Here is a 24,572-nt window from a genome sequence, read left to right as displayed (position 1 = left end):
CGAGGTGCGGTGTGAAGGGGCTGCGTGGAGTCGGCCCGTGGCAGATCGGGCCACGTCTGGTCGGGCCACGCTTGGTCGGGCCATGTCGAATCGATGCTCTTGACGCACAGCCCACACCTGTCAGGCCCGATGCACACGCAGAGTGCATCGGGCCTGACTGCGTTCAGCCCTTGCCCTTGGTCCGGGTCTGGTTAGGGCCGCCGTGCTTTTCCAGGTGTTCGATGATCATGCCCGCCACGTCCTTGCTGGTGGTGACTTCAATACCTTCGAGGCCTGGCGAGGAGTTCACCTCCATGACCAAGGGGCCATGGTTGGAACGCAGAATATCCACCCCCGCAACGCTCAACCCCATGACCTTGGCCGCACGGATGGCCGTCATGCGTTCTTCGGGGGTGATCTTGATCAGGCTGGCGACACCGCCGCGGTGCAGGTTGGAACGGAACTCCCCAGGCTTGGCCTGGCGCTTCATCGAGGCAATGACCTTGTCGCCCACCACGAAGCAGCGGATATCGGCGCCACCGGCTTCCTTGATGTATTCCTGGACCATGATGTTCTGCTTCAGGCCCATGAACGCCTCGATCACCGACTCTGCGGCCTTGGCGGTTTCACACAACACCACGCCGATCCCCTGGGTGCCTTCGAGCACCTTGATGACCAGGGGAGCGCCGCTGACCATGTCGATGAGGTCGGGGATGTCGTCGGGCGAGTGGGCGAACCCTGTGACCGGCAGGCCAATACCGCGCCGTGACAACAACTGCAGCGAGCGCAACTTGTCGCGCGAGCGAGCGATCGCCACCGATTCGTTCAGCGGATACACCCCCATCATTTCAAACTGGCGCAGGACCGCGCAGCCGTAGAAGGTCACCGACGCACCGATGCGCGGAATGACTGCGTCGAAGCCTTCCAGCGGCTTGCCGCGGTAGTGAATCTGCGGTTTGTGGCTGGCGATGTTCATGTACGCGCGAAGCGTATCGATGACCACCATCTCATGGCCACGCTGGGTACCAGCCTCGACCAGGCGGCGGGTGGAATACAGACGCGGATTACGCGAAAGCACGGCGATCTTCATGCGGCACCTGTGGCGGGAAAAATGATTGCCGGATAGGCCGGTTTGTCCTGTACGTATTTCAATCCTGGGTTCACTACCAATTGACCGTGGACAAGTGCTTTCGAGCCAATCAAAAGTCGATAGCGCATGCGTTTTCTGCAGGCCAGGGTGAACTCGACTTCCCAGACCCGATCACCCAGTGCCAGCGGTGTGCGGATCACGTAGCGGGTTTGCGCGTGCCCGTTGGAGCTTCTGACCCGCTTGATCGAAACCAGGGGCGCTTCGCCGGGGTGGTGGCGCAGCTGTTTGAGGCTGCCCAGATGGGCGATGAAACGGACCCAGGGCTGGCCGTCGCGCTCGAACAGTTCGATGTCGGTGGCATGCAGGCTGGAGGTGCTGGCGCCGGTGTCGATCTTGGCCCGCAGCCCGGCAACGCCCAGGCCTGGCAAGGCTACCCACTCGCGCAGGCCGATCACACTCAGATGGTCAAATGTCTTCACTAAACGCACCCTGCGGATAAGGTGGTGCACTGTAAGCACCGCACGGATTTTTTGCATCCGCAAGTGAAGGTAGTACAGTTCCTTGAACGAAAGAATTCGAGGGAATCAGATGGCGAGCAAGGCGGAAGATGACGACAAGGTTCGCCTCGACAAGTGGCTCTGGGCGGCCCGGTTCTACAAGACGCGTGCCTTGGCCAAGGCTGCCATCGAGAGCGGCAAGGTGCATTGTCGAGGTGAGCGCTGCAAACCCGGCAAGGAGCCGCGGCTAGGTGACCAATTCGTGCTGCGCATGGGTTTTGACGAGAAGACCGTTGTGGTCAAGGCGCTGTCCAGCGTGCGCCGCGGCGCGCCCGAAGCGCAAACCCTGTACGAGGAAACCGAAGAGAGCATCCGCCAGCGCGAGAAAGCGGCCGAGTTGCGCAAGGCAGGCGCCCTGGGTATGACCACTGACGGTCGGCCGAACAAGAAACAGCGCCGGCAGATCCATCATCTGCACGGCAGTTTCGACTAAGACCGGTCGCGAGCCCGCGTTGTGCAGGGCTCGGTTCTAGGCGGCGGCCCGTCGCCGCCCCGGTAAAACGCTCAGGCCCGACGCACAATACTCATGCGATCGATCAGCGGCAGCTTGTGCAGGAGGCGAAATAGCGGCGCCGTCCAGCGCACCAACGCCGCGCTGGCCTTGGCCGCCAGCGGGGTATAGCAGCTCCAGCCCAGTGCCAGCACGGCCATCAGCAGGCCACCGATGTAGTCATCCTGGCCCCAGTGGGCGCCGGCCACCAGGCGCGGCAGCATGAACATCACGGCCAGCGCCCAGATCGCGATGTGGTGCGCTGCGCGGCGAGCGAACAAGCTCATGAACAGTGCCCAGATCAGCAGCACGGACGCATGGTCACCCGGGAAACTCTTGCTGGAGCGGTCCTTGAGCTCCCAGGATTTTTCCAGGTTGGGGTAGTAGTCACTCAGGTGCACGGCGCTGTCGAAATTCATCGAGGGGCTGGAATGCTGCCAGCCCATGGCATCGACCCACTTGGAAAACAGCGCGCGAATCACCACTAAGAGGAGCAGCGCGACCAGAAAGCCGAAGAAGGCTTCACGTACCTGGAAGGCCCTGAACACCCACTCTCCGCGGATCAGCAGTGCCAGCATGATCAACCCGACGACGATATCGAAGGGTCGCAGGCTGCCTACGGTCCAGATCAGACGCCACGTGGTGTTGTCAGCCAATGGGGCATTGAGGGCATGGAACAGCCACTCGTCGAAAGTCAGACACAGCATCTGGCCAAACGGCCATAACCAGAAACACAGTAGTGCGATGGGCAGAGCGGTGCAGGCTGCCAAAGGGCCCCAACGCCACTTGGCTTGGAACAGTGGTTGATTGTCCATAAAATACCTTTATCAGCAGCAAAAATGAGAGCGTTCAGACAGCGCTCGGCAGCGGGATATTCATCCTTTTCACAATATTTTGACATTATTTTCAGATAACCAGAACCTATGAGCGACTTGCCTGACACCGATTTCACACAACGTTTCATCTTCGACGACCGCGATGTCCGCGGCGAGTGGGTGTCGCTGGACCACAGCTACGCCCAGGTCCTGGCCCGCCATGCCTACCCGGCGCCAGTCGCGACCCTGCTTGGCGAACTGATGGCGGCCACGGCGTTGCTGGTCGGCGCATTGAAGTTCGACGGTCTGCTGATTCTGCAGGCGCGCTCGCAGGGCCCCATTCCTCTATTGATGGTGGAATGCTCGGGTGAACGCGAGATTCGTGGTGTGGCTCGCTACGAAGCCGACCAGATCAATGCCGACGCCACCTTGGCCGAGCTGATGCCTGATGGCCATCTGACGCTCACCATCGATCCGGTCAAGGGCCAGCGCTACCAGGGCACCGTCGACCTCGACGGCGTCGACATCGCCCAGTGCTTCACCAACTACTTCATTCAGTCGCAGCAGCTGAACACGCGCTTCTGGCTCGACGTCAGCGCTGGCAAGGCACGTGGCCTGCTGCTGCAACAGCTGCCCGTCGACCGTGAGCCCGATGCAGACGAGCGCGAAGAGAGCTGGCAGCACGTTCTGGCACTGGCCAGCACGTTGAAGGCCCAGGAGTGGGGCGAGAGCAACGAAACCCTGCTGCACCGGCTGTTCCACGAAGATGCGGTGCGCCTGTTCGATGGCCAGTCGTTGCGCTTCCACTGCAGCTGCTCGCGTGAGCGTTCCGGCAATGCCCTGGCCAGCCTCGGCGAAGCCGATGCCAAGGCGCTGGTCGAAGAATATGGTGGGCAAGTGGAAGTGGATTGCCAGTTCTGCAACGAGCGGTATGCGTTCGATGCCAACGATATCGAGCAGTTGTTCAGTGGTGGCGGCACAGAGACGCCTTCAGAAACTCGCCACTGAAACGTTTAAGCTCGCGATAATCTCCTGTCGAATTGCGCTAAACCCCTGTTCTGACAGGAGGGGCCTACTTTTTTTGGGCGTTTCTGGCATAATCCCGCCACTTTTTTCCACTGTAGTAGTTTTTTACAGACGACTACAAAAACGTTCGGAGCACTCGGCCTCGGGCCGGATGAGGAACTCGCATGACGCAAGCCAATAACACCGTGCACACCGACCTGAGCGTCGATGAACTGGTAAAAGAAGCGCTGTCCCGCGGTGAAGGCGTGCTCGCCGATACAGGTGCGCTGGTTGTGGAAACCGGCCACCGTACAGGCCGTTCGCCGGCTGATCGTTTCATCGTCGAAGAATCCACTACTCAGGACGCCATCGCCTGGGGCCCGATCAACCGCAAGTTCCCAGCCGACAAGTTCGACGCGCTGTGGGACCGCGTGCAGGCCTTCAACGATGCTCAGGATCACTTCGTTTCCTACGTTCACGTAGGGGCCGCTGCCGAGCACTACCTGGCGGTCAAGATGACCACTCAGACTGCCTGGCAGAACCTGTTTGGCCGTTGCCTGTTCATCAATCCCGAGCAGTACAACCCAGCGGGCCGCGACGAGTGGCAAGTGCTCAACGTTGCCAACTTCGAGTGCGTGCCAGAGCGTGACGGCACCAACTCCGATGGCTGCGTGATCATCAACTTCGCGCAGAAGAAAGTACTGATCGCAGGCATGCGTTATGCCGGCGAAATGAAGAAAGCCATGTTCTCGGTGCAGAACTTCCTGCTGCCGGCTGCCGACGTACTGCCCATGCACTGCGCGGCCAACATCGGCGAAGAGGGTGATGTGACCCTGTTCTTCGGCCTGTCGGGCACTGGCAAGACCACCCTGTCGGCCGACGAAAGCCGCTACCTGATCGGCGATGACGAGCACGGTTGGGGCGAAGGCGTGGTCTTCAACATGGAAGGCGGTTGCTATGCCAAGTGCATCGACCTCTCCGAGAAGAACGAGCCGGTCATCTGGAAAGCCATCAAGCATGGCGCTGTGCTGGAAAACGTCATCATCGATGACGCCAAGCACGCCGACTACACCGATGTCAGCCTGACCCAGAACAGCCGTGCGGCCTACCCGCTGGAGCACGTTGCCAAGCGTTCGGACGCGAACCTGGGCGGCGAGCCCAATGCCGTGATCTTCCTGACCTGCGACCTGACCGGCGTTCTGCCGCCGGTGTCGATCCTCAACAACGAGCAGGCGGCCTACCACTTCCTGTCCGGTTACACCGCGCTGGTCGGCTCCACCGAAATGGGCTCGGGCGGCGGCATCAAGTCGACCTTCTCCACCTGCTTCGGCGCGCCGTTCTTCCCGCGTCCGGCGGGCGAATACGCTGAGCTGCTGATCAAGCGTATCAATGGTTTCGGCTCGAAGGTCTACCTGGTCAACACCGGCTGGACTGGCGGTGGCTACGGCGTTGGCAAGCGCTTCAACATCCCGACCACGCGTGCGGTAATCGCTGCGATCCAGAGCGGTGCGTTGGTGGGTGCTGAAACCGAGCATGTCGGCGTGATCAACCTGGACGTGCCCAAAGCCGTGCCGGGCGTCGATACCCAACTGCTCAACCCGCGCAATACCTGGGCTGACCAGGCGGCCTACGACGAAGCAGCCAAAGGCCTGGCCAAGTTGTTCGTCGAGAACTTCAAGAAGTTCGAGGTTTCCGACGCCATCGTCGCGGCAGGTCCTCAGCTGTAACGACCGACGTCGATGATCAGAAGCCGCCCTCCGGGGCGGCTTTTTTGTAGGCGCTGGCCGTGCAAGCAAGCACGGACATCGACGCGTTGCTTCTACTTTTGGTTATTAACAAATAGCCAGTTATTCCTTTATGTATCTAAACCCGTCTTTATACTCTCCCGAAACGAACAGGATTTTTCAGGGAGTTTCCCCATGCGCAACCAAACGATCCGCTACCTGATCGTGCCGGGCTGGCAAGGGTCGCCAGACAATCACTGGCAGAGCCATTGGCAGCGCACGTTGCCCAACAGTGACCGGGTCGAGCAGCATGACTGGCTCGCCCCCCAGCGACTTGACTGGGTCGCCGCGTTGGAGCACGCCATCCTTGCCGCGCCCACCCCCGTCATTCTTGTGGCCCACAGCCTGGGCTGCATCACCGTGGCGCACTGGGCGGCGCAGGCCGATACCGCGTTGCTGGCGCGCGTACGTGGCGCTTTGCTGGTAGCGCCGGCGGATGTGGAGCGGGCTGGCTGCTCGCCAGCGTTGCACAACTTTGCGTCGATCCCGATGCAGCGGCTGCCGTTTGCCAGCCAAGTGGTGAGTTCCGATAACGATGCCGCCGTCAGTGCCGCGCGCGCCGTGCAACTGGCCCAGGCCTGGGGCGCCGAGGTGGCTCTGCTACCGGGCGCCGGGCACATCAACGTCAAGTCCGGGCATGAGCGCTGGGAGCAAGGTTTCGCCTTCCTCTACCGGCTGCAAGGGCAGGCCGAACAGCGCCTGCTGCGGCGCGCCTGATCCACCGGTATCAACGCAGACCCTGGGTAAGGCGGTCTGCTGGGAGTCCCCGATGAGCCTGCATCACCCCCTCGGTCAGCCGCTGCTGACCTTTCCCGAACTGGACAAAAGCCCGCTGAGCATCCGCGCCAAGGCGCTGGTGTTCGTTGATCCGCGTTCCCAGCGGCTGCGTCAGCAACTGGAACGTCTGGCGCCACAACCGCTGCCGGTATTGATTCGCGGCGAGACCGGCACGGGCAAGGAGCTGCTGGCGCGCCAGGTCCATCGCGCCAGCGACCGCGGCGGCCTGTTCGTGTCGGTCAACTGCGCGGCGATCAGCCCCACCTACGCCGACGCCGAACTGTTCGGCTACAGCCCTGGCAGCCTGGGCGGTACGGCCAGCGGCCGAGCGGGGTGGTTCGGCTCGGCAAACGGCGGCACCTTGTACCTGGACGAGATCGCCGACCTGCCGCTGACCATCCAGGCCAAGTTGCTCGCGGCCTTGGAAAACCGTGAGGTGACGCGGGTTGGCGCGCATCAGCCACACGCGGTAGACGTACGCCTGGTGGCCGCTTCCAGCATCGACCTGGCCGGCGCCGTGCGTGCCGGTCGATTCAACGACGGCCTGCACCGCTATCTGCGCGAGGGCGAGCTGGTACTGCCCGCGTTGCGCGAGCGGGTGGGCGACATTCTGCCGCTGGCTGAATACTTCGTAGGCATCTACAGCGTTCGGCTTGACCGCGCCGTACCGTTGCTCAGCGAGGCGGCGCAATTGGCGCTCCAGGCCCACGACTGGCCCGGCAACACCCGGGAGCTGGAGAACGTCATTCATTTTGCTCTGCTCGTCAGCGGCAACGATGAGGTGCAGGTCGAAGACCTGGGGCTACCGACGCTCGACCCGATCCAGCAGTTGGCAGCCCACGCGGCTCAGATCGGTCAGAGTCGCGAACCGCAGACCCTGAATCGACTCAGGGAAACGCTGACTCAAGCGCTGTCGGCGCTGGGCTGATCGCTGCCCCGAACCGGCCGCCAAACGTTGAGCGGCAAATGGTTATAACGCTGTTCTTTTTTGGCATAAAAAGCGCGATGAAATAGATTGTTAAGGCATAAAGAATCCCGGTATCGTCCGTTTCACACCGGCCCGTCTGCCCGCCGGTACCCGAACTTCGCCATCGTCGATGGTCATCGAACTTGAACAAGGAACACCATGAAAAAGACGTTGCTGACCACCGCCCTGGCCGCTGCGCTGTCGCTCTCGGGTTTTGCCACTGCCGCTGAAAAACTGATCGTAGCCGCAACCCCTGTGCCTCACGCCGAAATCCTCGAACTGATCAAACCGACCCTGGCCAAGGAAGGTGTAGACCTCGAGATCAAGGTGTTCACCGACTACGTGCAGCCTAACGTGCAGGTCGACCAGAAGCGTCTGGACGCCAACTACTTCCAGACCCTGCCGTATCTGAAGAGCTTCAACGAGGGCAAAGGCACCCATCTGGAAACCGTGATCGGCGTTCACGTCGAACCCTTCGGCGGCTACTCGAAGAAGGTCAAAAGCCTGGACGAGCTGAAAGACGGCGCCACCGTTGCCATTCCCAACGAGGGCAGCAACAGCGGCCGCGCCTTGTTGCTGCTGCAAAAAGCTGGCCTGATCACCTTGAAAGACCCGACCAACGCCTTGGCCACGCCCAAAGACATCGCCGAGAACAAGAAGCACCTCAAGTTCCGCGAATTGGAATCGGCCATGCTGCCGCGCGTGCTGGATCAGGTTGACCTGGACATGATCAACACCAACTACGCACTGGAAGCGGGCCTGAACCCGGCCAAGGACGCGCTGGTGATCGAAGGCAGCGACTCGCCTTACGTGAACTTCCTGGTCGCACGCCCGGACAACAAGGACAGCGAGGCCATGCAGAAACTGGCCAAGGCGCTGACCAGCCCTGAAGTGAAAGCCTTCATCGAGAAGAAATACCAGGGTGCAGTACTGCCGGCGTTCTGATCGCCGCGGTCCGGCAACCTCAAGAAACCGGCGCCTGGCGCCGGTTTTTTTGTGCAGGCTTTTCTACGAAGGTCGACCTGGCGGTGGGGTGCCGCTGTCGCGCGCAGGGCGTTTTGCGCAGCTCGCCGCACAGTGCCGGCCCGGCGCCGCGGTCAGTTGCGATGGGCCGCCCAGCAGCCTTTACCGCGCGGCCTGCGGCAGGGCGGGGTGTTTGCCCGGCAACAGTCGCAAGGTGCTGCGTGCCGGAATCACCGCCAGTTGCGCACGCACATAGCCACCCTCTACATAGTGCTGCGCCTGATCGGCATAGTGGCGGTCGAACGGCACGCCGCTCTGGCCGACCGGGTTGCTGCTCAACGCTTGCCCGGCATCGGCGAAATCGATGATGCGCCGGGTCGAAGGGCCGTAGGTCACCGGCCATGGCGCCGGGCCGATCCTGGCGGAAAGGTTGTTCGGCACTTCGTGGGTGCCAGGCGCGGGGTAGGGGCCGACGTTGAGCAGCCAGTCCAGCGGCTTGCGCACGCCCAGCGGGTGGGCGTGGGTCAGGGTGTGGGCCTTGCCCCATTGCCAGCGGGCCGGATCGGCGCCGAAGGTCTCGCGCAAGTGGGTGAGGCTGCGCTGCCAGGCCAGCGCCACGATGGCGGTGCGGTCGGTCGGCGTGGCGCTGCCGCGGGTCTGCCACCAGGGTGATTCGGCATCTGCGGCCAGCCGCGGCAGCGCCGCGTCGATGGCGCGGGTGCCGAGCAGTACCTTGAACCAGTCATCGCCCAGCTCGTCATGCAAGGCGGCAAAGGCCAGTTCGTAGAGGAACTGGTTGAACAGCGTGGCGCTGGTGGAGGCGAGCGGGTAGTCGCCGTTCCAGGCGGCCAGTTGTTCGACCAGTTCGCGTTCCTGCCCCTCGCGCGCTACCGCGCGCAAGGTCATCAGCAACGGGGCGAGGGTGCGCGGGCCGTAGTCGCTGCTGACGTCGAGCTGCAGGGCCTGGGTGTTCTGGGCGTCCCATTTCATATCGGTCTGGCTCAGTTGCCGATTCAGCTGGCGAGCACGGTCTGCCAGGTTGTAATAGCCGGCAATGGGCACCTCACCCGGCGGCTGCGCGTTGGCCGAGACGATGTAGCCGCTGGCCGGATTCTCCTGCTGCGGGTTCGCACTGAAAGGACGAAAGCCCAGCTTGGCCGCCTCAGGTGTGCTGCCATCGAGCAGGAACGCCGGATTCACGCCGTTCGGGCGGATCGGCAAGCGTGCAGCCGCCCACCAGCCGATATCGCCTTGGGCATTGGCCCACACCAGGTTCAGGCCGGGTGCATGGATCAGGCTGGCGGCCGCACGGGCCTGATCCAGCCCAGTTGCGCGGTTGAGCTGGTAGAAGCCGTCGAGAATCGGATTGTCGGTTTCCAGAAACGCCCACCACAACGCCACCGGCGCGGGGCCTGCGCTGTCACCGAGCACGCTGTTGACGATGGGCCCGTGGGGCGAGCGGCGCAGGCTGACGGTCACCGGCGCCTGGCCCTTCACCGCAATGTGCACATCCTCCTGTTGCAGGGCCTGCCAGCGGCCGTCTACCCACACTTCTAGCGCATTGGCCGGGTTGACCCGTTCGGCAATGAGGTCGGTATCGTCGTTCTGGAACATGGTCAGGCTCCAGCCGAAGTCGCGGTTGTGGCCGAGCAGGGCGAAGGGGTTGAGCGCCAGGTGATACCCGTACAGGTTGAAGCCCGGCGCACTCAGTTCGGCCTCGTACCACACCGCCGGCACCGAGAAACTGATGTGCGGGTCGCCGGCCAGCAGCGGCTTGCCACTGCGCGTGTGGCTGCCCGCCACAGCCCAGGCGTTGCTGCCTTCGAACTGCGGCAGGCCCGCGCTCGGCAGCGCCTCGGCACTGAGCTGGGCCAGGCGTTCGAGGCTGCGCCAGTCAACGCCGACCAGCGGTGTGGCAAGCGCGCCGGCAGGCTGCCAGTCGAGGTCGAACATGCCCAGGTACTCGGCGCCCAGCTGGTCACGGATGTAGGTCAGCACCGGCTCGGTGCGAAAGGCGGCGGCAAAGCTGTAGGCCAGATAACCGGCGATGCTGAAGGTGTCTTCTGCGGTAAAGGGCCGCGGCGTGATGCCCAACAGGTCGAATTCCATGGGCCGATGCTCGGCCTGCCAGGCGTTGACCCCGTCCAGGTAGGCCTGCAGCGCTCGCCAGGTGTGGCCTTGCTTGTCTTGTCGCTCGGCCATGCGTCTGGCCTGCTCGGCAATGCGCAGGCTGCGAAACAGGGTGTCGGTAGGCAACAGCGATGCGCCCAGCACCTCGGCCAGCTCGCCGCGAGCGAGGCGACGCATGATCTCCATCTGGAACAAGCGGTCCTGGGCGTGCACGTAACCCAGGGCACGGTACAGGTCGGCTTCGTTCTGCGCCTGCAGGTGCGGCACGCCGCGCTCATCGAAGCGCACGCTGACCGGCGCTTGCAGGCCGTCGAGGGTAATTGCTCCGCTGCGCCTTGGCTGTTTGCCGTGGATGTACCCGGCGGCGGTCCCGATCAGCGCCAGCGTGATGCACAGCAGCAGAACCCACAGGCGGCGTTTCATCGTGGCGTCTCGGCGGTGGACCACGGACAGTAGCAGCCCACGGCCAAGGTATTGGTGGCATTGACCGGGCGCCCTGCGCGCAGCGCGTCGAGGATCGGCTCGATGAAGCTGTTGCTCGCAGTGCACGCCGCGCCTTCGCTGTAGGGGCCCAGGTACACCAGCGTGCCTCGCCGATCCCAGATGGCCACAGCGGGGCTGGCCGGCAGTTGTTCGCTACCGGGCAGTATCGGCAAGGAGCGCAGGCGATTCAGCGGTGCCGGCAATTGGCCGTGGGTGCCTGGTTTCTGCGCCATGTAGAAGCTCACCTGGTCACCGGCATAGCGTTCCACCAGCTCGCCAAGGTGTTGCTGGTTGCCGACGTTGCAAGGGCAGGCCGGGTCCCAGAAGTGCACCACGCGAATCGGGCCGGGGCCGGCCAGTTCGGCGGGCAGGCGCAGGGCCGCGCCGGTGAAGACGGCCGTTTGACTGTCGAAGGGGCGCAGGTAACGGGCCTTGAAGCTGGCATAGGCAAGCCAGGCGAGGGTGCCGGCAGCCAGGGCCAACAAGATGATCCACACGGTGGTGCGAGGGCGGCTGAGCATGATCGATCCAGAAACGCCACGCGGGCCTGTGGCGGTGATAGGGCGTCCAGCTTGCCACGGCGTGAGCCAGAGCTGAATATCACAGGTCAATACTCGTGTGTTCGGACCCGCCCATGTCAGCTACCTTTCACCCCGATCGGCTTCGTGCCAGCCTTGCGCCGCTCGCCGAGCGTGCTGCGCTGGACGCGCAGGCCTTGGCCTATCAGCAGTTCTATGGCATCGCCATGGGCGCTGAGCGCTACCTCGGGGTCTTCGAGGTGGCCGACTTCGAGGTGGTCGGGCAGGTCTGGAGGCCTGCTGCGCCGGTCGCCACGCTGTTTCTGCTGCACGGCTTCTACGACCACATGGGCCTGTACCGGCATGTGATCGAATGGGCGCTGGGGCTGGGTTATGTGGTGATCAGCTGTGATTTGCCCGGCCATGGGCTGTCGAGCGGCACGCGCGCCAGCATCGATGATTTTGCGGTGTACCAGCAGGTGCTCGACACACTGTTCAACCAGGCGACTGCGCTGGAGCTCCCGCGCCCCTGGCACCTGTGCGGACAGAGTACCGGCGGCGCCATCGTGGTCGATCACCTGTTGCACTGCGCGGGGCAAAGCCCGGTGGATGGCCAGGTGATGCTACTGGCGCCGTTGGTGCGTCCGCGGGCGTGGGGGCGGTCGAAGTTCAGCTATTGCGTGCTGCGCCATTTCGTCAATGGCATCGAACGGCGTTTCACCGCCAACAGCAGTGATCCGGCGTTTCTGCCGTTTCTGCAGGCCGACCCGCTGCAACCGCGGCGTCTACCGACCGCCTGGGTCGGTGCGCTGGTGGCGTGGATCAAACGCATCGAGGCCGCGCCGCACAGTGATCGGGCGCTGTTGATCGTGCAGGGCGAACAGGACGGGACGGTCGACTGGCCGTACAACCTCAAGGTGCTGCAGCGAAAATTCAGCACGCCGCTGATCCTCATGCTGCCGGAGGCGCGGCATCATCTGGCCAATGAAGTGCCGGCGATCCGCCAGCGCTGTTTCGACTTCTTCAGCCAGCGTCTGGGTTGATCAGCGCAGGTCGGCGCTGCTCTGGCCGACCGCAAGCCCTGCGCGCACTGCGGCCACGGCAGCGTTGTAGTAGGCTTGGCCTTGCGGGGATTCGGCGAAGGTGGCGAACGCTTCCAGCTCGGTGTCAGACAACCCGCGATAGACATACAGCAAGGTGTTGTTGAGGTCCGCACCAATCTGCTGCATCAGCCGCTGGCGCTGGCCGTCGAGCATGCCATGGGCCTGGCCACTGCCGAACAGGCCGGGAAGCATCGAGCTGAGGCTGTCGGCCGCCACGCCGGCAATGGCCAGGCTCACTTCAGCACCGGCCTCACGCGCCGGCAGCGCTTGGGCCAAGTGGCCGATGGTCAGCAAGCGGTCATCGCTGGCTTCGATCTTCGGCAGGCCCTGGGCATTCTTCGCCAGCTGATCCTTGCGCGTGGCCAGCAGCTCGGCGGCCACGATCTTGCGGCCCAAGGGGGACTGGAAGAACGTCAGGGCGGGCGAGGCATCGGGCAGGGTCGCGCGCAACTGCGCCAGCGCGCGGCGATCGATGGCCTCGGCCTCGAAGCGCTGGTTGCTGTTGCTCACCAGCGCCTGGAACACCGCCGGCGGCAGGCTATTGCGATAGCGTTGCTGGGCGGCGCTCAGGGCATCGGTAAAGTGGGCGCGCTGCTCGGGCCAGCCGGCGGCTTTGTACAGTTGATCAAGACTGTCTGCCCAGACAGGCATGGCGCAGATCATCAGCAGAAGCAGGGAAAACGGACGGCGCATTCAAGACTCCTGTCGGCAGGGCGCTATTGTCTGTGGCGCGGGCGGCGTTTGTCGAGCGATCCGGTGCGGTTCTCGGCCAGGCGGCACCTTCGGCGAACCCGCTAACGGTGCTGTGCGCCTGCCAGGCTTGCCGCTATGATGCCGACCATGACCCTACCTCTCGAACACCCGATGTTATCGGCCATCGTCGACGATCTGGCCCTGCGTGGCTGGTCGCAGCAGGCCCTGTTCCTGCCCACTGAACTGACCCGCGCACTCGCCAACGAGTGCCTGCGCCGTTCTGCCGAGGGCGAGCTGAGCCCTGCGGGCATTGGCCGGGGCGTTGCCCAGGAAGTGCGCGAGACCATTCGTGGCGACCAGACGCAATGGCTCGAACCCGGTGAAGCGCCGTCTTGCGACCAGTACCTGGCCGTCATGGACAGCCTGCGCCTGGCCATCAACCGTGGCCTGTTCCTGGGCTTGGAAGACTTCGAGTGCCATTTTGCGCTGTACCCGCCCGGGGCGTTCTACCGCCGGCACCTGGACCGCTTTCGCGATGACGACCGGCGCATGGTGTCTGCCGTGCTGTACCTGAACGAGCACTGGCAGCGTGGCCAGGGCGGCGAGCTGCGCCTGTTCCTCGCTGAACACGAGGTGCTCGACGTCCCGCCCCTGGCGGGTTCGCTGGTGGTGTTTCTGTCCGGCCAGGTGCCCCACGAAGTGCTGCCCACCCACTGCCAGCGGCTGTCGCTCACAGGCTGGTTCCGGCGACGTGGCAATGAGCCGTTCTAAGCCGACGGTGCTGGTCAGCGCCTGCCTGCTCGGCCAACCCGTGCGCTACGACGGCCGCGCCAGCGGTCATCCCGGCCTGTTGCAGCGCTGGCAGGCCGAGGGCCGCGTCGTACCGTTGTGTCCGGAAGTGGCGGGCGGTCTGCCCACCCCGCGCCCCGCGGCAGAAATTCCCGGTGGCCAGGGTGCGCAGGTGCTCGACGGTACAGCGCAGGTCCTGACCCTCGCCGCCGACGACGTCAGCGCCGCCTTCGTGGCCGGTGCCCGGCAAGCGCTGGCGCTGGTGCGCCGGCACGCCATCAGCATCGCGGTGCTCAAATCGGGCAGCCCCTCGTGCGGCAACCGCCTCACCTACGACGGCACGTTCAGCGGCGTCAAAGTGCCGGGGGAGGGGGTCACTACCGCCTTGTTGCGGCGCGAAGGTGTGCAGGTCTTCAGCGAGTTGGAGCTCGATGCCGCCGAGCGGGCCTTGGCCCTGCTCGATGAGCCGCTTATTGAGCCGCCGTCGCCTCAGGCTTGAGCCATCTGGCTTCGAGCTCAGCCAACTGCCCCGCCTCCTTGAGCCGTTGCAGGGCGTTGTTCACCGCGCTCTTGAACGCAGGATTGTCCTTCTGAAACGGAATCGCCCGCTCGCCCGTGCTGTACGGCTGGCTGGTATCGAGCTCGGCCTGGGTGGGTACAGGCTGCTCGTCCAGGGCCACGTCATACAGGCCGCTCTGCACACCGGCCATCACCTGCTCGGCAGGCACCTCGATGAACGCGGGGCGCAGGTCCAGCTCGCTGGCCAATGCCTGGCCAAGCTCAACGTCGAAACCGGTCAGGTGTTCGCCGTCCTTGAAGGCGTAGGGCGCCGTGTCGGCCTGCACCGCGATGCGCAGTTCGCCCCGGTCGTTGACTTCGTCCAGCAACTCGGCCTGAGCCAGTGGACTGATCAGTACTGCAAGCAGTACGCCTATGGATGAACGCATGGGGTGTCCCTTTCTGTCGTGTGAATGGCAGGCGCCGGGCATTCTGCGCAGTGCCTGCCGGCCCGGTCGAACGGTGCCTATGACCGTGAAGCTGGCGTTAGGTTTGCCGGGGCGCGGAGTTTTTGCCCGCAGGGCGTGTGGCGGGGATGGGCAGCATGTTGCGACCGCACAGGTGGTGCGCAGCGCCGAGCCTGCCGCCCTGGCAAAAAAAGGCCCGGAGCAGTCCGGGCCTTCTGGTGCAGCGATCGGTGTCAGAACAAGACGCGCGAGCGAATCGTACCCTTCACATGCTGCAGTTTTTCCTGTGCCAGGTCGGAATATTCGGCGTCCACGTCGATCACCACGTAACCGACCTTGTCGTCAGTCTGCAGGAACTGGCCCGAGATGTTGATGCCGTTGGCCGCGAACAGGCTGTTGATCTCGCTGAGCACACCCGGGATGTTCTGGTGGATGTGCAGCAGGCGGTGCTTGCCTGGGTGAGCCGGCAGGGCCACTTCAGGGAAGTTGACCGACGATACCGAGGTGCCGTTGTCGCTGTACTTGACCAGCTTCTCGGCCACTTCCAGACCGATGTTGGCCTGCGCTTCGGCCGTGGAGCCACCGATGTGCGGGGTCAGGATGACGTTGTCCAGGCCGCGCAGCGGGCTTTCGAACTCTTCGTCATTGGAGCGCGGCTCGACCGGGAACACGTCGATGGCAGCACCGATCAGGTGCTTGTCCTTGATGGCATTGGCCAGGTGATCCAGCTCCACCACGGTGCCGCGGGCAGCGTTGATCAGGATCGCGCCCTTTTTCATGGCACGGATTTCCTTCTCGCCGATCATCCACTGGGTGGACGGCAGCTCAGGCACATGCAAAGAGACGATATCGGCCAGGCCCAGCAGCTCGTTGAGCGATGCCACTTGGGTAGCGTTGCCCAGCGGCAGCTTGGTCAGCGGGTCGTAGAAGTAGACCTGCATCCCTAAGCTCTCGGCCAGCACCGACAGCTGCGTACCAATCGAGCCGTAGCCGACGATGCCCAGTTTCTTGCCACGGATCTCGAACGAATTGGCCGCGCTCTTGATCCAGCCGCCACGATGGCAGGAGGCGTTTTTCTCAGGGATGCCGCGCAGCAGCAGGATGGCTTCGGCCAGCACCAGCTCGGCCACCGAACGGGTGTTGGAGTACGGCGCGTTGAACACGGCGATGCCGCGTTCGCGGGCCGCGTTGAGGTCGACCTGGTTGGTACCGATGCAGAAACAGCCCACCGCGACCAGCTTCTTCGCACACTCGAAGAGCTCTTCGGTCAGTTGGGTACGCGAACGAATGCCGATGAAGTGCGCGTCCGCGATCTTTTCCTTCAGCTCGGCTTCAGGCAAGGAGCCTGTGAAGTACTCGATGTTGGTATAACCGGCAGCCTTCAGGGTATCAACGGCGTTCTGGTGTACACCTTCAAGCAGAAGGAACCTGATCTTGCTCTTTTCCAAAGAGGTCTTGCTCATGTGCGTAAACCTGTATCCCTGAGAGAAAATGGCGAGGTTGCAGTGCCGTGGCGGCGGGCCCTAGCACGAACGATGGGGGCAAGATGTTACCATGCGCGACACATTCTGAACTGATCTCGCCGCTTGAAGCGTACTCAGGCTGACCATGAATAATCCGAGTGTTCCTGCCATGACCGACCCTGCAGCCCTCGCAGCACTCAGTACCCTCGTCGACGCCGGCAAAGTCCTGACCGACCCTGTGTCGCTGCAGGCCTACGGCACCGACTGGACCCGCCATTACGCCCCCGCGCCCAGTGCCGTGGTCTTGCCCAGGACCATCGAGCAGGTGCAGGCCATCGTTCGCTGGGCCAACCGTCATCAGGTCGCGCTGGTGCCTTCGGGGGGGCGCACCGGGCTCTCTGCCGCGGCCGTCGCGGCGCATGGCGAAGTGGTGGTGGCATTCGACCAGATGAACCAGATCCTCGCCTTCGACGCGGTCGACCGCACGGTGGTCTGCCAGCCTGGGGTCATTACCCAGCAGCTGCAGCGCTGCGCCGAGGAGCATGGCCTGTACTACCCGGTGGATTTCGCCTCGTCCGGCTCCAGCCAGCTGGGCGGCAACATCGGCACCAATGCCGGTGGGATCAAGGTCATTCGCTATGGCATGACCCGCAACTGGGTGGCAGGCCTGAAAGTGGTCACCGGCAGCGGCGAGTTGCTGGAGCTGAACAGGGGCTTGATGAAGAACGCCACCGGCTACGACCTGCGCCAGCTGTTCATTGGCGCCGAGGGCACATTGGGCTTCGTGGTCGAGGCCACCATGCGCCTGGAGCGCGCCCCGCGCAATCTCACCGCCATGGTGCTCGGCACGCCGGACTTCGACGCGATCATGCCCGTGTTGCACGCTTTCCAGGGCCAGCTTGACCTGACCGCCTTCGAGTTCTTTTCCGACAAGGGCCTGGCGCACATTCTTGCCCGTGGTGACGTGCCTGCGCCGTTCGCCACCGACTGCCCGTTCTATGCACTGTTGGAATTCGAAGCCAGCACCGAAGACGTCGCCAACCAGGCGCTGGCCACGTTCGAGCACTGTGTGGAGCAGGGTTGGGTGCTCGATGGCGTGATGAGCCAGAGCGAAACCCAGCTCAGGAACCTGTGGAAACTCCGCGAGTACCTGTCGGAAACCATCTCGCATTTCACGCCCTACAAGAACGACATCTCGGTCACGGTGGCCAAAGTGCCGGCGTTCCTGCGCGAGATCGATGCGGTGGTGGCGCAGCACTATCCCGACTTCGAGGTGGTCTGGTATGGCCATATCGGCGATGGCAACCTGCACCTGAACATCCTCAAGCCAGGCGGCATGGACAAGAATGAGTTCTTCGCCCGCTGCGCCCAGGTCAACCAGTGGGTGTTCGAGATCGTCCAGCGCTTCGACGGCTCGATTTCCGCCGAGCATGGCGTGGGCATGACCAAACGCGATTACCTGCACTACAGTCGCTCGGCCGAAGAAATCGCCTGCATGAAAGCCATCAAGGCGGTGTTCGACCCGAACGGCATCATGAATCCGGGTAAGATCTTCGCTCCCGAATAACAGTCAGCAATGGAGTCGGCCATGAGTTATCAGCACCAGTACGCAGACGGTACGCGCATCCACTTTCCCCTGGGCAAGGTGGTGTGCGTCGGACGCAACTACGCCGAGCACGCCAAGGAGCTGAACAACCCGATCCCCACCGAGCCGCTGCTGTTCATCAAGCCGGGCAGCTGCGTGGTGCCGGCCGAGGGCGGCTTCAAGATTCCCGAAGGTCGCGGCTCGGTGCATTACGAAGCGGAAATCGCCGTGCTGCTGGGCAAGCCGCTGTCGGCAGCGGCCACGGCCGAGGACGTGCTTGACGCCATTTCCGGCTATGCGCCGGCCCTGGACCTGACCCTGCGCGACCTGCAATCCACGCTCAAGGACAAGGGGCTGCCGTGGGAACTGGCCAAGTGCTTTGACGGTGCCTGTGTGCTGCCGCCGTTCGTTTCCCCGGGCGCGTTCGCCGACGTCAACGACATCCCGATTCGCCTGACCATCAATGGCGACGTGCGCCAGGACGGCAGCAGCGCGATGATGCTCAACCCCATCGTGGCAATCATTCAGCACATGGCCGCACAATTTTCCCTGCAGGCCGGCGATGTGATCCTCACCGGTACGCCGGCAGGTGTCGGGCCGTTCGAGGCGGGCGATGAGCTGGTGCTGGAACTGCCCGGTGTCAGCCGCTTCGAAAGCCGGGTGTTGTAGGCGAAAACGGATTCGCGCTGCGCTTTACTCTTTTTTCACAACCCTTGTGGATAATCGCCGGGTCTTTCCCCCAGGCGCCCTTTGAGGTGCGGGGGCCGCCCGGCGGCCCTTGCGCGTTCGGCAGAGTGCGCACGATCCAGGTGATACCGTCATGCCCAGCCCTTCGTCTGCTTCCCTGGCTTCGCCCCAGCGTCCACGCACGGTGTGGCGGCGCTGGCCCTTCTGGCTGGCCGCTGCGGCCGTGATTGGCCTCAGCCTGGCCAGGCTCATGCACTGGGACGACCGGGGCCTGCTGTGGATCAAGGAGAGCCTGCAGAGCCCGGCCGAGCGCCATGAAAGCGTCTGGTTGCCCGATTATGTGGCCGACATCGACGCCAAGGTGCTCGAAGGTATCGGCGATGACGAAGCCTCGGACCTGGCCTATAACCCGCTTACCCGCACGCTGTTCTCGGTGATGGGCAAGCATCCGTTTCTGGTCGAACTGAGCCTGGACGGCGATGTGCTGCGCAAGATCACCCTGCGTGGCTGGGACAACCCCGAAGGCGTGGCCGTGCTGCAAGACGGCCGGATCGCGATCACCGACGAGCGTCAGCACAGCCTGGTGCTGGTCAAGGTCGACGCACGCACCACCGAGCTCAACCGCGCCGACTTCACCACCTATGACCTGGGCAGGTCGGCAGACGACAACAAGGGCTTTGAAGGCATCGCCTGGGACCCGCAGCGCCAGCGCCTGGTGATCGGCGAAGAGCGCCCGCCGCAGCTCTACGGCTGGGACACTAACGGCCATGGCCCGCTGACCGGCAGCAAGTACCGCATTCCCAGTGGTGAGCTGGACCTGCGCAACCTGTCAGCGCTGGCGGTCGACCCGCGGACCCATCACCTGCTGGCGCTGTCGGCCGACTCGAACATGCTCCTGGAGCTGGACGAGCAGGGCGAGCAGGTCAGCTTCATGACCCTGCTCGGCGGCTTCAACGGTCTGACCTCGCGGATTCCGCGGGCCGAAGGGGTGACGATGGACGAGCACGGCACGCTGTACATGGTCAGCGAGCCGGACCTGTTCTATCGCTTCAAGAAAAACTGACGGGATTTTCGGAATTTTCTGGCTCGAACTTAAGCGTTGCTTCAGCTGTTCGTGCTTAGATTCGCCATCTTTTCCGTCGAGTCGCCGTTCATGCGTCGTTACCTGCGTTTTCCGCTGCTGCTGTTGATCCTGGGTTTTGGCGCTTTGCTGCTGGCCGGCGTGGCCGCCCAGGAGTTCCGCCTGTTCGAGCGCGGCTGGTTCAACGTCAAGAACTGGTGGCAGCCGCCGGCAGCAGGCATCGCCCTGCACCGCTACCGCGCCACGCTTCAGGCTCAGCCCATCGAAGGGCTCAACGACGATGTCTCGGCGCTGACCTACGACCCCGAGCGCAAGACCCTCTTCACCGTCACCAACGCCCGCTCCGAACTGATCGAGCTGTCGCTGGACGGGCGCATCCTGCGCCGCGTGGCGCTGACCGGCTTTGGTGATCCGGAAGCCGTCGAATACGTCGGTCCGGGCAGTTTCGTTATCACCGATGAGCGTCAGCAACGCCTGATCCTGGTGCACCTGGACGACACCACCACCGCGCTCGACGCCAATGACGCCGAACAGTTGACCCTGGGCATCGGCCTCAATGGCAACAAGGGTTTCGAAGGCCTGGCCTATGACTCCTTGGGCAAGCGCCTGTTCGTGGCCAAGGAACGCGACCCGATGGTGATCTATGAGGTCCGCGGTTTCCCCAGTGCCAACCCGGAAAAGCCCTACGCGGTGCATGTGGTGCAAGATCGCGAGCGCGATTCGCGGCTGTTCGTGCGCGACCTGTCGAGCCTGCAGTTCGATGAGCGCAGCGGGCACTTGCTGGCGCTGTCGGACGAATCACGGCTGGTGCTGGAATTGAGTGTGGAAGGCAAGCCGCTCAGCACGCTGTCGCTGCGCAAGGGCTATCAGGGGCTGGAGAAGACCGTGCCGCAGGCCGAAGGCCTGGCGATGGACGAGGCGGGGACGATCTACCTGGTCAGCGAACCCAATCTGTTCTACGTGTTCAAGCCGCAACCCGACTGAGTGCGGCGTGAACGTGGGTGCTTAGCGGGCCTTGAGGGTCTGCACGCCTTCGGCAGTGCCGAGCAGCAGCACATCGGCCGGGCGCGCGGCGAACAGGCCGTTGGTGACCACGCCGACGATGGCGTTGATCTGGCTTTCCAGCAGGCGCGGGTCGGTGATCTGCAGGTTGTGCACATCGAGGATCAGGTTGCCGTTGTCGGTCACCACGCCTTCGCGGTAGACCGGGTCGCCGCCCAGCTTGACCAGCTCGCGCGCCACATGGCTGCGGGCCATCGGAATCACTTCCACCGGCAGTGGGAACGCGCCCAGCACCGCAACCAGCTTGCTGGCATCGGCGATGCAGATGAACTGGCGCGCGACGGCGGCGACGATTTTCTCGCGGGTCAGGGCTGCGCCACCGCCCTTGATCAGGTTCAGGTGCTGGTCGCTCTCGTCAGCGCCATCGACGTAGAACTCCAGCGCATCGACGCTGTTCAGTTCATACACCGGTATGCCGTGGTTCTTCAGGCGCACGGCGGTGGCTTCGGAGCTGGCGACGGCACCGTCAAAAGCATTCTTGTGCTGTGCCAGGGCATCGATGAAGCAGTTGGCCGTCGAACCGGTACCGACGCCTACCACGCTGTCCTTGTCGAGTTTCGGCAAGATGAGGTCGACAGCAGCCTGGGCGACGGCCTGTTTGAGTTGGTCCTGGGTCATGCGGGCTCCGGGAGGGGCGGGGAGGGATTCAAAGACGACCAGTATAGCGACTCGCTCGCCTTTGCTGTGGTCCGGCTCCATGGCGCTGCGGTAGACTTCCAGCCCCTGTCCTGCCGCCTAGTGTGCTTCCCCGATGCTCGAACAGTACGTCAAGAAGATCCTCACCTCGCGCGTCTACGACGTTGCTGTCGAAACCCCGCTGCACAGCGCCGGGCAATTGAGCCGTCGGCTGGGCAACCAGATCCTGCTCAAGCGCGAAGACTTGCAGCCGGTGTTCTCCTTCAAGATCCGCGGCGCGTACAACAAGCTGGCGCAGCTTACCCCGGAGGAGCTGGCCCGTGGCGTGGTCACGGCCTCGGCCGGCAACCATGCCCAGGGCCTAGCCCTGGCGGCGCGCGAGCTGGGCATCAAGGCCACCATCGTCATGCCCAAGACCACCCCGGAGATCAAGATCGAGGGCGTGCGTTCGCGCGGCGGCAATGTGGTCCTGCATGGCGACTCGTTCCCCGAGGCGCTGGCCTTCTCATTGAAACTGGTGGAGGAAAAGGGCTTCGTCTACATCCACCCCTACGATGACCCGCACACCATTGCCGGCCAGGGCACCGTGGCCATGGAAATCCTGCGCCAGCATCCCGGGCGGCTGGACGCGATCTTCGTGCCGGTCGGTGGCGGCGGGCTGATCGCCGGCATCGCGGCCTATGTGAAGTACCTGCGCCCGGAGATCAAGATCATCGGCGTCGAGCCGGACGACTCCAACTGCCTGCAAGCGGCCATGGCTGCCGGTGAGCGTGTGGTGCTGCCACAGGTCGGGCTGTTTGCCGATGGCGTGGCCGTGGCGCAAATCGGCCAGCACACTTTCGATATCTGCCGCTTGCATGTGGATGACGTGGTAACGGTCAGTACCGACGAGATCTGCGCGGCCATCAAAGATATCTACGACGATACCCGCTCGATTACCGAACCTGCCGGCGCTCTGGGCGTGGCGGGGATCAAGAAGTATGTGGAAGTGACCGGCATCACGGGGCACACCCTGGTGGCTATCGATTCAGGCGCCAACGTCAACTTCGACCGCCTGCGCCATGTGGCCGAGCGCGCTGAGCTGGGCGAAAAGCGCGAGGCGATCATCGCCGTCACGATTCCCGAGCGTCCTGGCAGCTTCAAGGCCTTCTGCGAAGCGATCGGACGCCGGCAGATCACCGAGTTCAACTACCGCAAGCACACCGCAGACGAGGCGCACATCTTTGTCGGCGTACAGACCCACCCTGACACCGACCCGCGCGCTGCCCTGGTGCAGCATCTGCAGGACCAGGGCTTTCCGGTCGTCGACCTGACCGACAACGAACTGGCCAAGCTGCACATTCGCCACATGGTCGGCGGGCACTCGGCCAAGGCCCATGACGAAATCGTGCTGCGCTTCGAGTTCCCCGAGCGGCCGGGCGCGCTGTTCAACTTCCTCAACAAGCTGGGCGGGCGCTGGAATATCTCGATGTTCCATTATCGCAACCATGGCGCCGCCGATGGCCGCGTGGTCGCCGGCCTGCAAGTGCCTGAAGATGAACGCCATCTGGTCCCGGCTGCCCTGGAAATCATCGGCTACCCGTACTGGGACGAAACCGAGAACCCGGCCTACCGACTGTTCCTGGGCTGAGGGGCCAGGCTTGGCCCTTGCGCCGCCTGCAACGCCGTGAAGCGTGGGCACAAGCTGCGTTGAAAACAGCGCCGCAGTGCTCAGGCGCTCCGGTACGCTGCGCCTGGCCAGTTGCTTTCGCCCTGCCTGACATTTCGCCTCAAGTCTGTTCACACAGCGCCTGAGGCCACCGGAGCCCCTGCCATGGAACACCTGACCACGCTCAAGACCTTGCACGTCCTGGCCGCCTCGCTGGTACTCATCGGTGCCCTGGGCCTGGCCCTGTGGACCTGGCGCGCACGGCGTGGCGGCCAGGCGGATGCCGGCGCACGCTTGCTACGCCGACCGTTGCTGTTCGTCTGGCTGCTGATGCTGCTGTGCCTGGCGAGCCTGCCGGTCAGTGGCTGGTGGCTGGTGCACCTGATCGGCTGGCCGCTGGGGCAGACCTGGCTGCTGGCTTCCAGCGTCCTTTACCTGCTGACCGCCTGCAGCAGCGCCTGGCTCTTGCTGCGCTTGAACCGCCTGCGCAAGGGCGCGCCCTGCGGCTTGCGCCTGACGCTAGGGCTGGCCGTGTTCAGCGCCGCCGGGCTCCTGGCCAGCGCGGCGCTGATGGGCGCCAAGCCCGTCTGAGCGGCGTTGTCACCGGCTGTTCATGCGCTTGGGCTATACAGGGGCTATAGATGTACCGCAGTGGTGCACGCCGCGGCGCCCTCGCCACCGCTCAGCGCGGTGCAGGCCCCGAATTCTCCGCCATTGAGCTTGCCGCAGATAAGCGCAGCAGGCGCGTTGCTGCGCTCGCAAGCTTTGTGGAACAATGCGGCGACATGCGTTTTCGAGGTTGCGGCCGTGATCGACCCGGATGGTTTTCGTCCTAATGTCGGGATCATTCTTACGAATGATGTCGGACAGGTGCTATGGGCTCGGCGAATCAACCAGGATGCCTGGCAGTTTCCCCAGGGCGGTATCAACCCTGATGAATCGCCGGAAGATGCCTTGTACCGCGAGCTGAATGAAGAAGTCGGCCTGGAACGCGATGACGTGGAAATTCTTGCCTGCACCCGCGGCTGGTTGCGTTATCGTCTACCCCAGCGTCTGGTCCGCACCCACAGCCAGCCGCTGTGTATCGGGCAGAAGCAGAAATGGTTCCTGCTGCGCCTGGTGACCAATGAACAGCGGGTACGAATGGACCTGACCGGTAAACCGGAATTCGACGGCTGGCGCTGGGTCAGCTACTGGTATCCGTTGGGCCAGGTGGTGACATTCAAGCGCGAGGTCTACCGCCGCGCGTTAAAAGAGCTTGCCCCGCGCTTGCTGATGCGCGACTGACCACGGAGTCCGACC

At 63.7% G+C, this 24,572-nt stretch carries 25 protein-coding genes; 16 read left to right on the top strand and 9 right to left on the bottom strand.

Annotated features, from left to right (window positions below; genetic code table 11):
- Positions 1–163: 163 nt before the first annotated feature.
- Positions 164–1,069 carry a 30S ribosomal protein S6--L-glutamate ligase gene (rimK, locus tag SJI00_RS09255; RefSeq protein ID WP_312933812.1) on the bottom strand — a complete coding sequence of 302 codons (906 nt, stop codon included), beginning with the start codon at positions 1,067–1,069 and terminating at the stop codon, positions 164–166.
- On the bottom strand, positions 1,066–1,548 hold the full coding sequence (gene rimB, locus SJI00_RS09250) for a retropepsin-like aspartic endopeptidase RimB (RefSeq protein ID WP_322461432.1): 483 nt from the start codon (positions 1,546–1,548) through the stop codon (positions 1,066–1,068). Before rimB ends, rimK begins: the two co-directional genes overlap by 4 nt.
- A 109-nt stretch (positions 1,549–1,657) precedes the next feature.
- Here rimB and SJI00_RS09245 point away from each other — a divergent pair, with 109 nt between their 5' ends.
- Entirely contained in the window at positions 1,658–2,059 is a 402-nt protein-coding gene (locus SJI00_RS09245; protein WP_322461431.1) for an RNA-binding S4 domain-containing protein, read from the top strand.
- Positions 2,060–2,130: 71 nt separating this feature from the next.
- Here SJI00_RS09245 and SJI00_RS09240 read toward each other — a convergent pair whose 3' ends face one another.
- The gene (locus tag SJI00_RS09240) at positions 2,131–2,931 is read right to left on the bottom strand and encodes a phosphatase PAP2 family protein (RefSeq protein ID WP_322461430.1); all 801 of its coding nucleotides are present in this window, start codon (positions 2,929–2,931) and stop codon (positions 2,131–2,133) included.
- 108 nt (positions 2,932–3,039) lie between these two features.
- Between SJI00_RS09240 and hslO the strand changes: the two genes are divergently transcribed.
- The 5 genes from hslO to SJI00_RS09215 all read left to right on the top strand — a co-directional run bounded on the left by hslO (position 3,040) and on the right by SJI00_RS09215 (position 8,409).
- Positions 3,040–3,939: an Hsp33 family molecular chaperone HslO gene (gene hslO / locus SJI00_RS09235; protein WP_322461429.1), complete on the top strand. Its 900-nt coding sequence runs from the start codon at positions 3,040–3,042 to the stop codon at positions 3,937–3,939.
- Between the two features lie 182 nt (positions 3,940–4,121).
- Positions 4,122–5,663, top strand: a complete 1,542-nt coding sequence (locus SJI00_RS09230; RefSeq protein ID WP_322461428.1) for a phosphoenolpyruvate carboxykinase — start codon at positions 4,122–4,124, stop codon at positions 5,661–5,663.
- A gap of 192 nt (positions 5,664–5,855) precedes the next feature.
- Positions 5,856–6,437 carry an RBBP9/YdeN family alpha/beta hydrolase gene (locus SJI00_RS09225; RefSeq protein WP_322461427.1) on the top strand — a complete coding sequence of 194 codons (582 nt, stop codon included), beginning with the start codon at positions 5,856–5,858 and terminating at the stop codon, positions 6,435–6,437.
- A 52-nt stretch (positions 6,438–6,489) separates the two neighbouring features.
- Entirely contained in the window at positions 6,490–7,425 is a 936-nt protein-coding gene (locus SJI00_RS09220) for a sigma-54-dependent transcriptional regulator (protein ID WP_322461426.1), read from the top strand.
- Between the two features lie 198 nt (positions 7,426–7,623).
- Entirely contained in the window at positions 7,624–8,409 is a 786-nt protein-coding gene (locus SJI00_RS09215; protein ID WP_322461425.1) for a MetQ/NlpA family ABC transporter substrate-binding protein, read from the top strand.
- Positions 8,410–8,589: 180 nt separating this feature from the next.
- Here the strand turns inward: SJI00_RS09215 and SJI00_RS09210 are convergent, their stop codons facing one another.
- A complete protein-coding gene (locus tag SJI00_RS09210; protein WP_322461424.1) occupies positions 8,590–10,980 on the bottom strand; it encodes a penicillin acylase family protein in 2,391 nt (796 codons plus the stop codon).
- Positions 10,977–11,561 (bottom strand): DUF6436 domain-containing protein, encoded by a 585-nt coding sequence (locus tag SJI00_RS09205; protein WP_322461423.1) that lies wholly within the window; start codon positions 11,559–11,561, stop codon positions 10,977–10,979. Before SJI00_RS09205 ends, SJI00_RS09210 begins: the two co-directional genes overlap by 4 nt.
- Before the next feature lie 113 nt (positions 11,562–11,674).
- Here SJI00_RS09205 and bipL point away from each other — a divergent pair, with 113 nt between their 5' ends.
- The gene (gene bipL / locus SJI00_RS09200) at positions 11,675–12,601 is read left to right on the top strand and encodes a phospholipase BipL (RefSeq protein ID WP_322461422.1); all 927 of its coding nucleotides are present in this window, start codon (positions 11,675–11,677) and stop codon (positions 12,599–12,601) included.
- On the opposite strand, the gene SJI00_RS09195 is transcribed toward bipL, so the two are convergent.
- Entirely contained in the window at positions 12,602–13,354 is a 753-nt protein-coding gene (locus tag SJI00_RS09195; RefSeq protein ID WP_322461421.1) for a DUF2059 domain-containing protein, read from the bottom strand.
- A gap of 138 nt (positions 13,355–13,492) precedes the next feature.
- Between SJI00_RS09195 and SJI00_RS09190 the strand changes: the two genes are divergently transcribed.
- Positions 13,493–14,125, top strand: a complete 633-nt coding sequence (locus SJI00_RS09190) for a 2OG-Fe(II) oxygenase (protein WP_322461710.1) — start codon at positions 13,493–13,495, stop codon at positions 14,123–14,125.
- A complete protein-coding gene (locus tag SJI00_RS09185; protein WP_322461420.1) occupies positions 14,112–14,642 on the top strand; it encodes a 2-thiouracil desulfurase family protein in 531 nt (176 codons plus the stop codon). The genes SJI00_RS09190 and SJI00_RS09185 overlap by 14 nt, the downstream gene beginning before the upstream one ends.
- Here SJI00_RS09185 and SJI00_RS09180 read toward each other — a convergent pair.
- Positions 14,614–15,090: a transporter substrate-binding domain-containing protein gene (locus SJI00_RS09180; protein ID WP_322461419.1), complete on the bottom strand. Its 477-nt coding sequence runs from the start codon at positions 15,088–15,090 to the stop codon at positions 14,614–14,616. The two genes, SJI00_RS09185 and SJI00_RS09180, sit on opposite strands and share 29 nt — an antisense overlap.
- A 251-nt stretch (positions 15,091–15,341) precedes the next feature.
- Positions 15,342–16,571 (bottom strand): phosphoglycerate dehydrogenase, encoded by a 1,230-nt coding sequence (gene serA / locus SJI00_RS09175; protein WP_322461418.1) that lies wholly within the window; start codon positions 16,569–16,571, stop codon positions 15,342–15,344.
- Between the two features lie 169 nt (positions 16,572–16,740).
- On the opposite strand from serA, the gene SJI00_RS09170 reads away from it, so the two are divergent.
- From SJI00_RS09170 to SJI00_RS09155, 4 genes are all read left to right on the top strand, one after another.
- The gene (locus SJI00_RS09170; RefSeq protein ID WP_322461417.1) at positions 16,741–18,138 is read left to right on the top strand and encodes an FAD-binding oxidoreductase; all 1,398 of its coding nucleotides are present in this window, start codon (positions 16,741–16,743) and stop codon (positions 18,136–18,138) included.
- A gap of 21 nt (positions 18,139–18,159) precedes the next feature.
- Positions 18,160–18,825: a fumarylacetoacetate hydrolase family protein gene (locus SJI00_RS09165; protein WP_322461416.1), complete on the top strand. Its 666-nt coding sequence runs from the start codon at positions 18,160–18,162 to the stop codon at positions 18,823–18,825.
- Between the two features lie 151 nt (positions 18,826–18,976).
- A complete protein-coding gene (locus SJI00_RS09160) occupies positions 18,977–19,906 on the top strand; it encodes an SdiA-regulated domain-containing protein (RefSeq protein WP_322461415.1) in 930 nt (309 codons plus the stop codon).
- A 90-nt stretch (positions 19,907–19,996) separates the two neighbouring features.
- Entirely contained in the window at positions 19,997–20,908 is a 912-nt protein-coding gene (locus SJI00_RS09155; RefSeq protein ID WP_322461414.1) for an SdiA-regulated domain-containing protein, read from the top strand.
- A gap of 21 nt (positions 20,909–20,929) precedes the next feature.
- Here SJI00_RS09155 and rpiA read toward each other — a convergent pair whose 3' ends face one another.
- Positions 20,930–21,604 (bottom strand): ribose-5-phosphate isomerase RpiA, encoded by a 675-nt coding sequence (gene rpiA, locus SJI00_RS09150; protein ID WP_322461413.1) that lies wholly within the window; start codon positions 21,602–21,604, stop codon positions 20,930–20,932.
- Positions 21,605–21,737: 133 nt separating this feature from the next.
- Between rpiA and ilvA the strand changes: the two genes are divergently transcribed.
- The 3 genes from ilvA (at position 21,738) to SJI00_RS09135 (ending at position 24,557) form a co-directional block, all read left to right on the top strand.
- Positions 21,738–23,252 (top strand): threonine ammonia-lyase, biosynthetic, encoded by a 1,515-nt coding sequence (ilvA, locus tag SJI00_RS09145; protein WP_322461412.1) that lies wholly within the window; start codon positions 21,738–21,740, stop codon positions 23,250–23,252.
- Positions 23,253–23,435: 183 nt separating this feature from the next.
- Entirely contained in the window at positions 23,436–23,861 is a 426-nt protein-coding gene (locus SJI00_RS09140; RefSeq protein WP_322461411.1) for a DUF2269 family protein, read from the top strand.
- Between the two features lie 216 nt (positions 23,862–24,077).
- Positions 24,078–24,557 carry an RNA pyrophosphohydrolase gene (locus tag SJI00_RS09135; RefSeq protein WP_312937042.1) on the top strand — a complete coding sequence of 160 codons (480 nt, stop codon included), beginning with the start codon at positions 24,078–24,080 and terminating at the stop codon, positions 24,555–24,557.
- Positions 24,558–24,572: the final 15 nt, after the last annotated feature.

Origin of the sequence: Pseudomonas gebzensis, assembly GCF_034427815.1 — a bacterium.
GTDB lineage: Bacteria > Pseudomonadota > Gammaproteobacteria > Pseudomonadales > Pseudomonadaceae > Aquipseudomonas.
Note: the sequence above shows the minus strand (reverse complement) of the source record. Positions and strands in the feature narration are given on the sequence as shown.

Bases quoted from the DNA above. Each gene is read 5' to 3' on its own strand.
- rimK (WP_312933812.1), bottom strand. From the start codon at position 1,069: ATGAAGATCGCCGTGCTTTCGCGTAATCCGCGTCTGTATTCCACCCGC.
- SJI00_RS09245 (WP_322461431.1), top strand. From the start codon at position 1,658: ATGGCGAGCAAGGCGGAAGATGACGACAAGGTTCGCCTCGACAAGTGG.
- SJI00_RS09240 (WP_322461430.1), bottom strand. From the start codon at position 2,931: ATGGACAATCAACCACTGTTCCAAGCCAAGTGGCGTTGGGGCCCTTTG.
- hslO (WP_322461429.1), top strand. From the start codon at position 3,040: ATGAGCGACTTGCCTGACACCGATTTCACACAACGTTTCATCTTCGAC.
- SJI00_RS09230 (WP_322461428.1), top strand. From the start codon at position 4,122: ATGACGCAAGCCAATAACACCGTGCACACCGACCTGAGCGTCGATGAA.
- SJI00_RS09225 (WP_322461427.1), top strand. From the start codon at position 5,856: ATGCGCAACCAAACGATCCGCTACCTGATCGTGCCGGGCTGGCAAGGG.
- SJI00_RS09220 (WP_322461426.1), top strand. From the start codon at position 6,490: ATGAGCCTGCATCACCCCCTCGGTCAGCCGCTGCTGACCTTTCCCGAA.
- SJI00_RS09215 (WP_322461425.1), top strand. From the start codon at position 7,624: ATGAAAAAGACGTTGCTGACCACCGCCCTGGCCGCTGCGCTGTCGCTC.
- SJI00_RS09210 (WP_322461424.1), bottom strand. From the start codon at position 10,980: ATGAAACGCCGCCTGTGGGTTCTGCTGCTGTGCATCACGCTGGCGCTG.
- SJI00_RS09205 (WP_322461423.1), bottom strand. From the start codon at position 11,561: ATGCTCAGCCGCCCTCGCACCACCGTGTGGATCATCTTGTTGGCCCTG.
- bipL (WP_322461422.1), top strand. From the start codon at position 11,675: ATGTCAGCTACCTTTCACCCCGATCGGCTTCGTGCCAGCCTTGCGCCG.
- SJI00_RS09195 (WP_322461421.1), bottom strand. From the start codon at position 13,354: ATGCGCCGTCCGTTTTCCCTGCTTCTGCTGATGATCTGCGCCATGCCT.
- SJI00_RS09190 (WP_322461710.1), top strand. From the start codon at position 13,493: ATGCCGACCATGACCCTACCTCTCGAACACCCGATGTTATCGGCCATC.
- SJI00_RS09185 (WP_322461420.1), top strand. From the start codon at position 14,112: ATGAGCCGTTCTAAGCCGACGGTGCTGGTCAGCGCCTGCCTGCTCGGC.
- SJI00_RS09180 (WP_322461419.1), bottom strand. From the start codon at position 15,090: ATGCGTTCATCCATAGGCGTACTGCTTGCAGTACTGATCAGTCCACTG.
- serA (WP_322461418.1), bottom strand. From the start codon at position 16,571: ATGAGCAAGACCTCTTTGGAAAAGAGCAAGATCAGGTTCCTTCTGCTT.
- SJI00_RS09170 (WP_322461417.1), top strand. From the start codon at position 16,741: ATGACCGACCCTGCAGCCCTCGCAGCACTCAGTACCCTCGTCGACGCC.
- SJI00_RS09165 (WP_322461416.1), top strand. From the start codon at position 18,160: ATGAGTTATCAGCACCAGTACGCAGACGGTACGCGCATCCACTTTCCC.
- SJI00_RS09160 (WP_322461415.1), top strand. From the start codon at position 18,977: ATGCCCAGCCCTTCGTCTGCTTCCCTGGCTTCGCCCCAGCGTCCACGC.
- SJI00_RS09155 (WP_322461414.1), top strand. From the start codon at position 19,997: ATGCGTCGTTACCTGCGTTTTCCGCTGCTGCTGTTGATCCTGGGTTTT.
- rpiA (WP_322461413.1), bottom strand. From the start codon at position 21,604: ATGACCCAGGACCAACTCAAACAGGCCGTCGCCCAGGCTGCTGTCGAC.
- ilvA (WP_322461412.1), top strand. From the start codon at position 21,738: ATGCTCGAACAGTACGTCAAGAAGATCCTCACCTCGCGCGTCTACGAC.
- SJI00_RS09140 (WP_322461411.1), top strand. From the start codon at position 23,436: ATGGAACACCTGACCACGCTCAAGACCTTGCACGTCCTGGCCGCCTCG.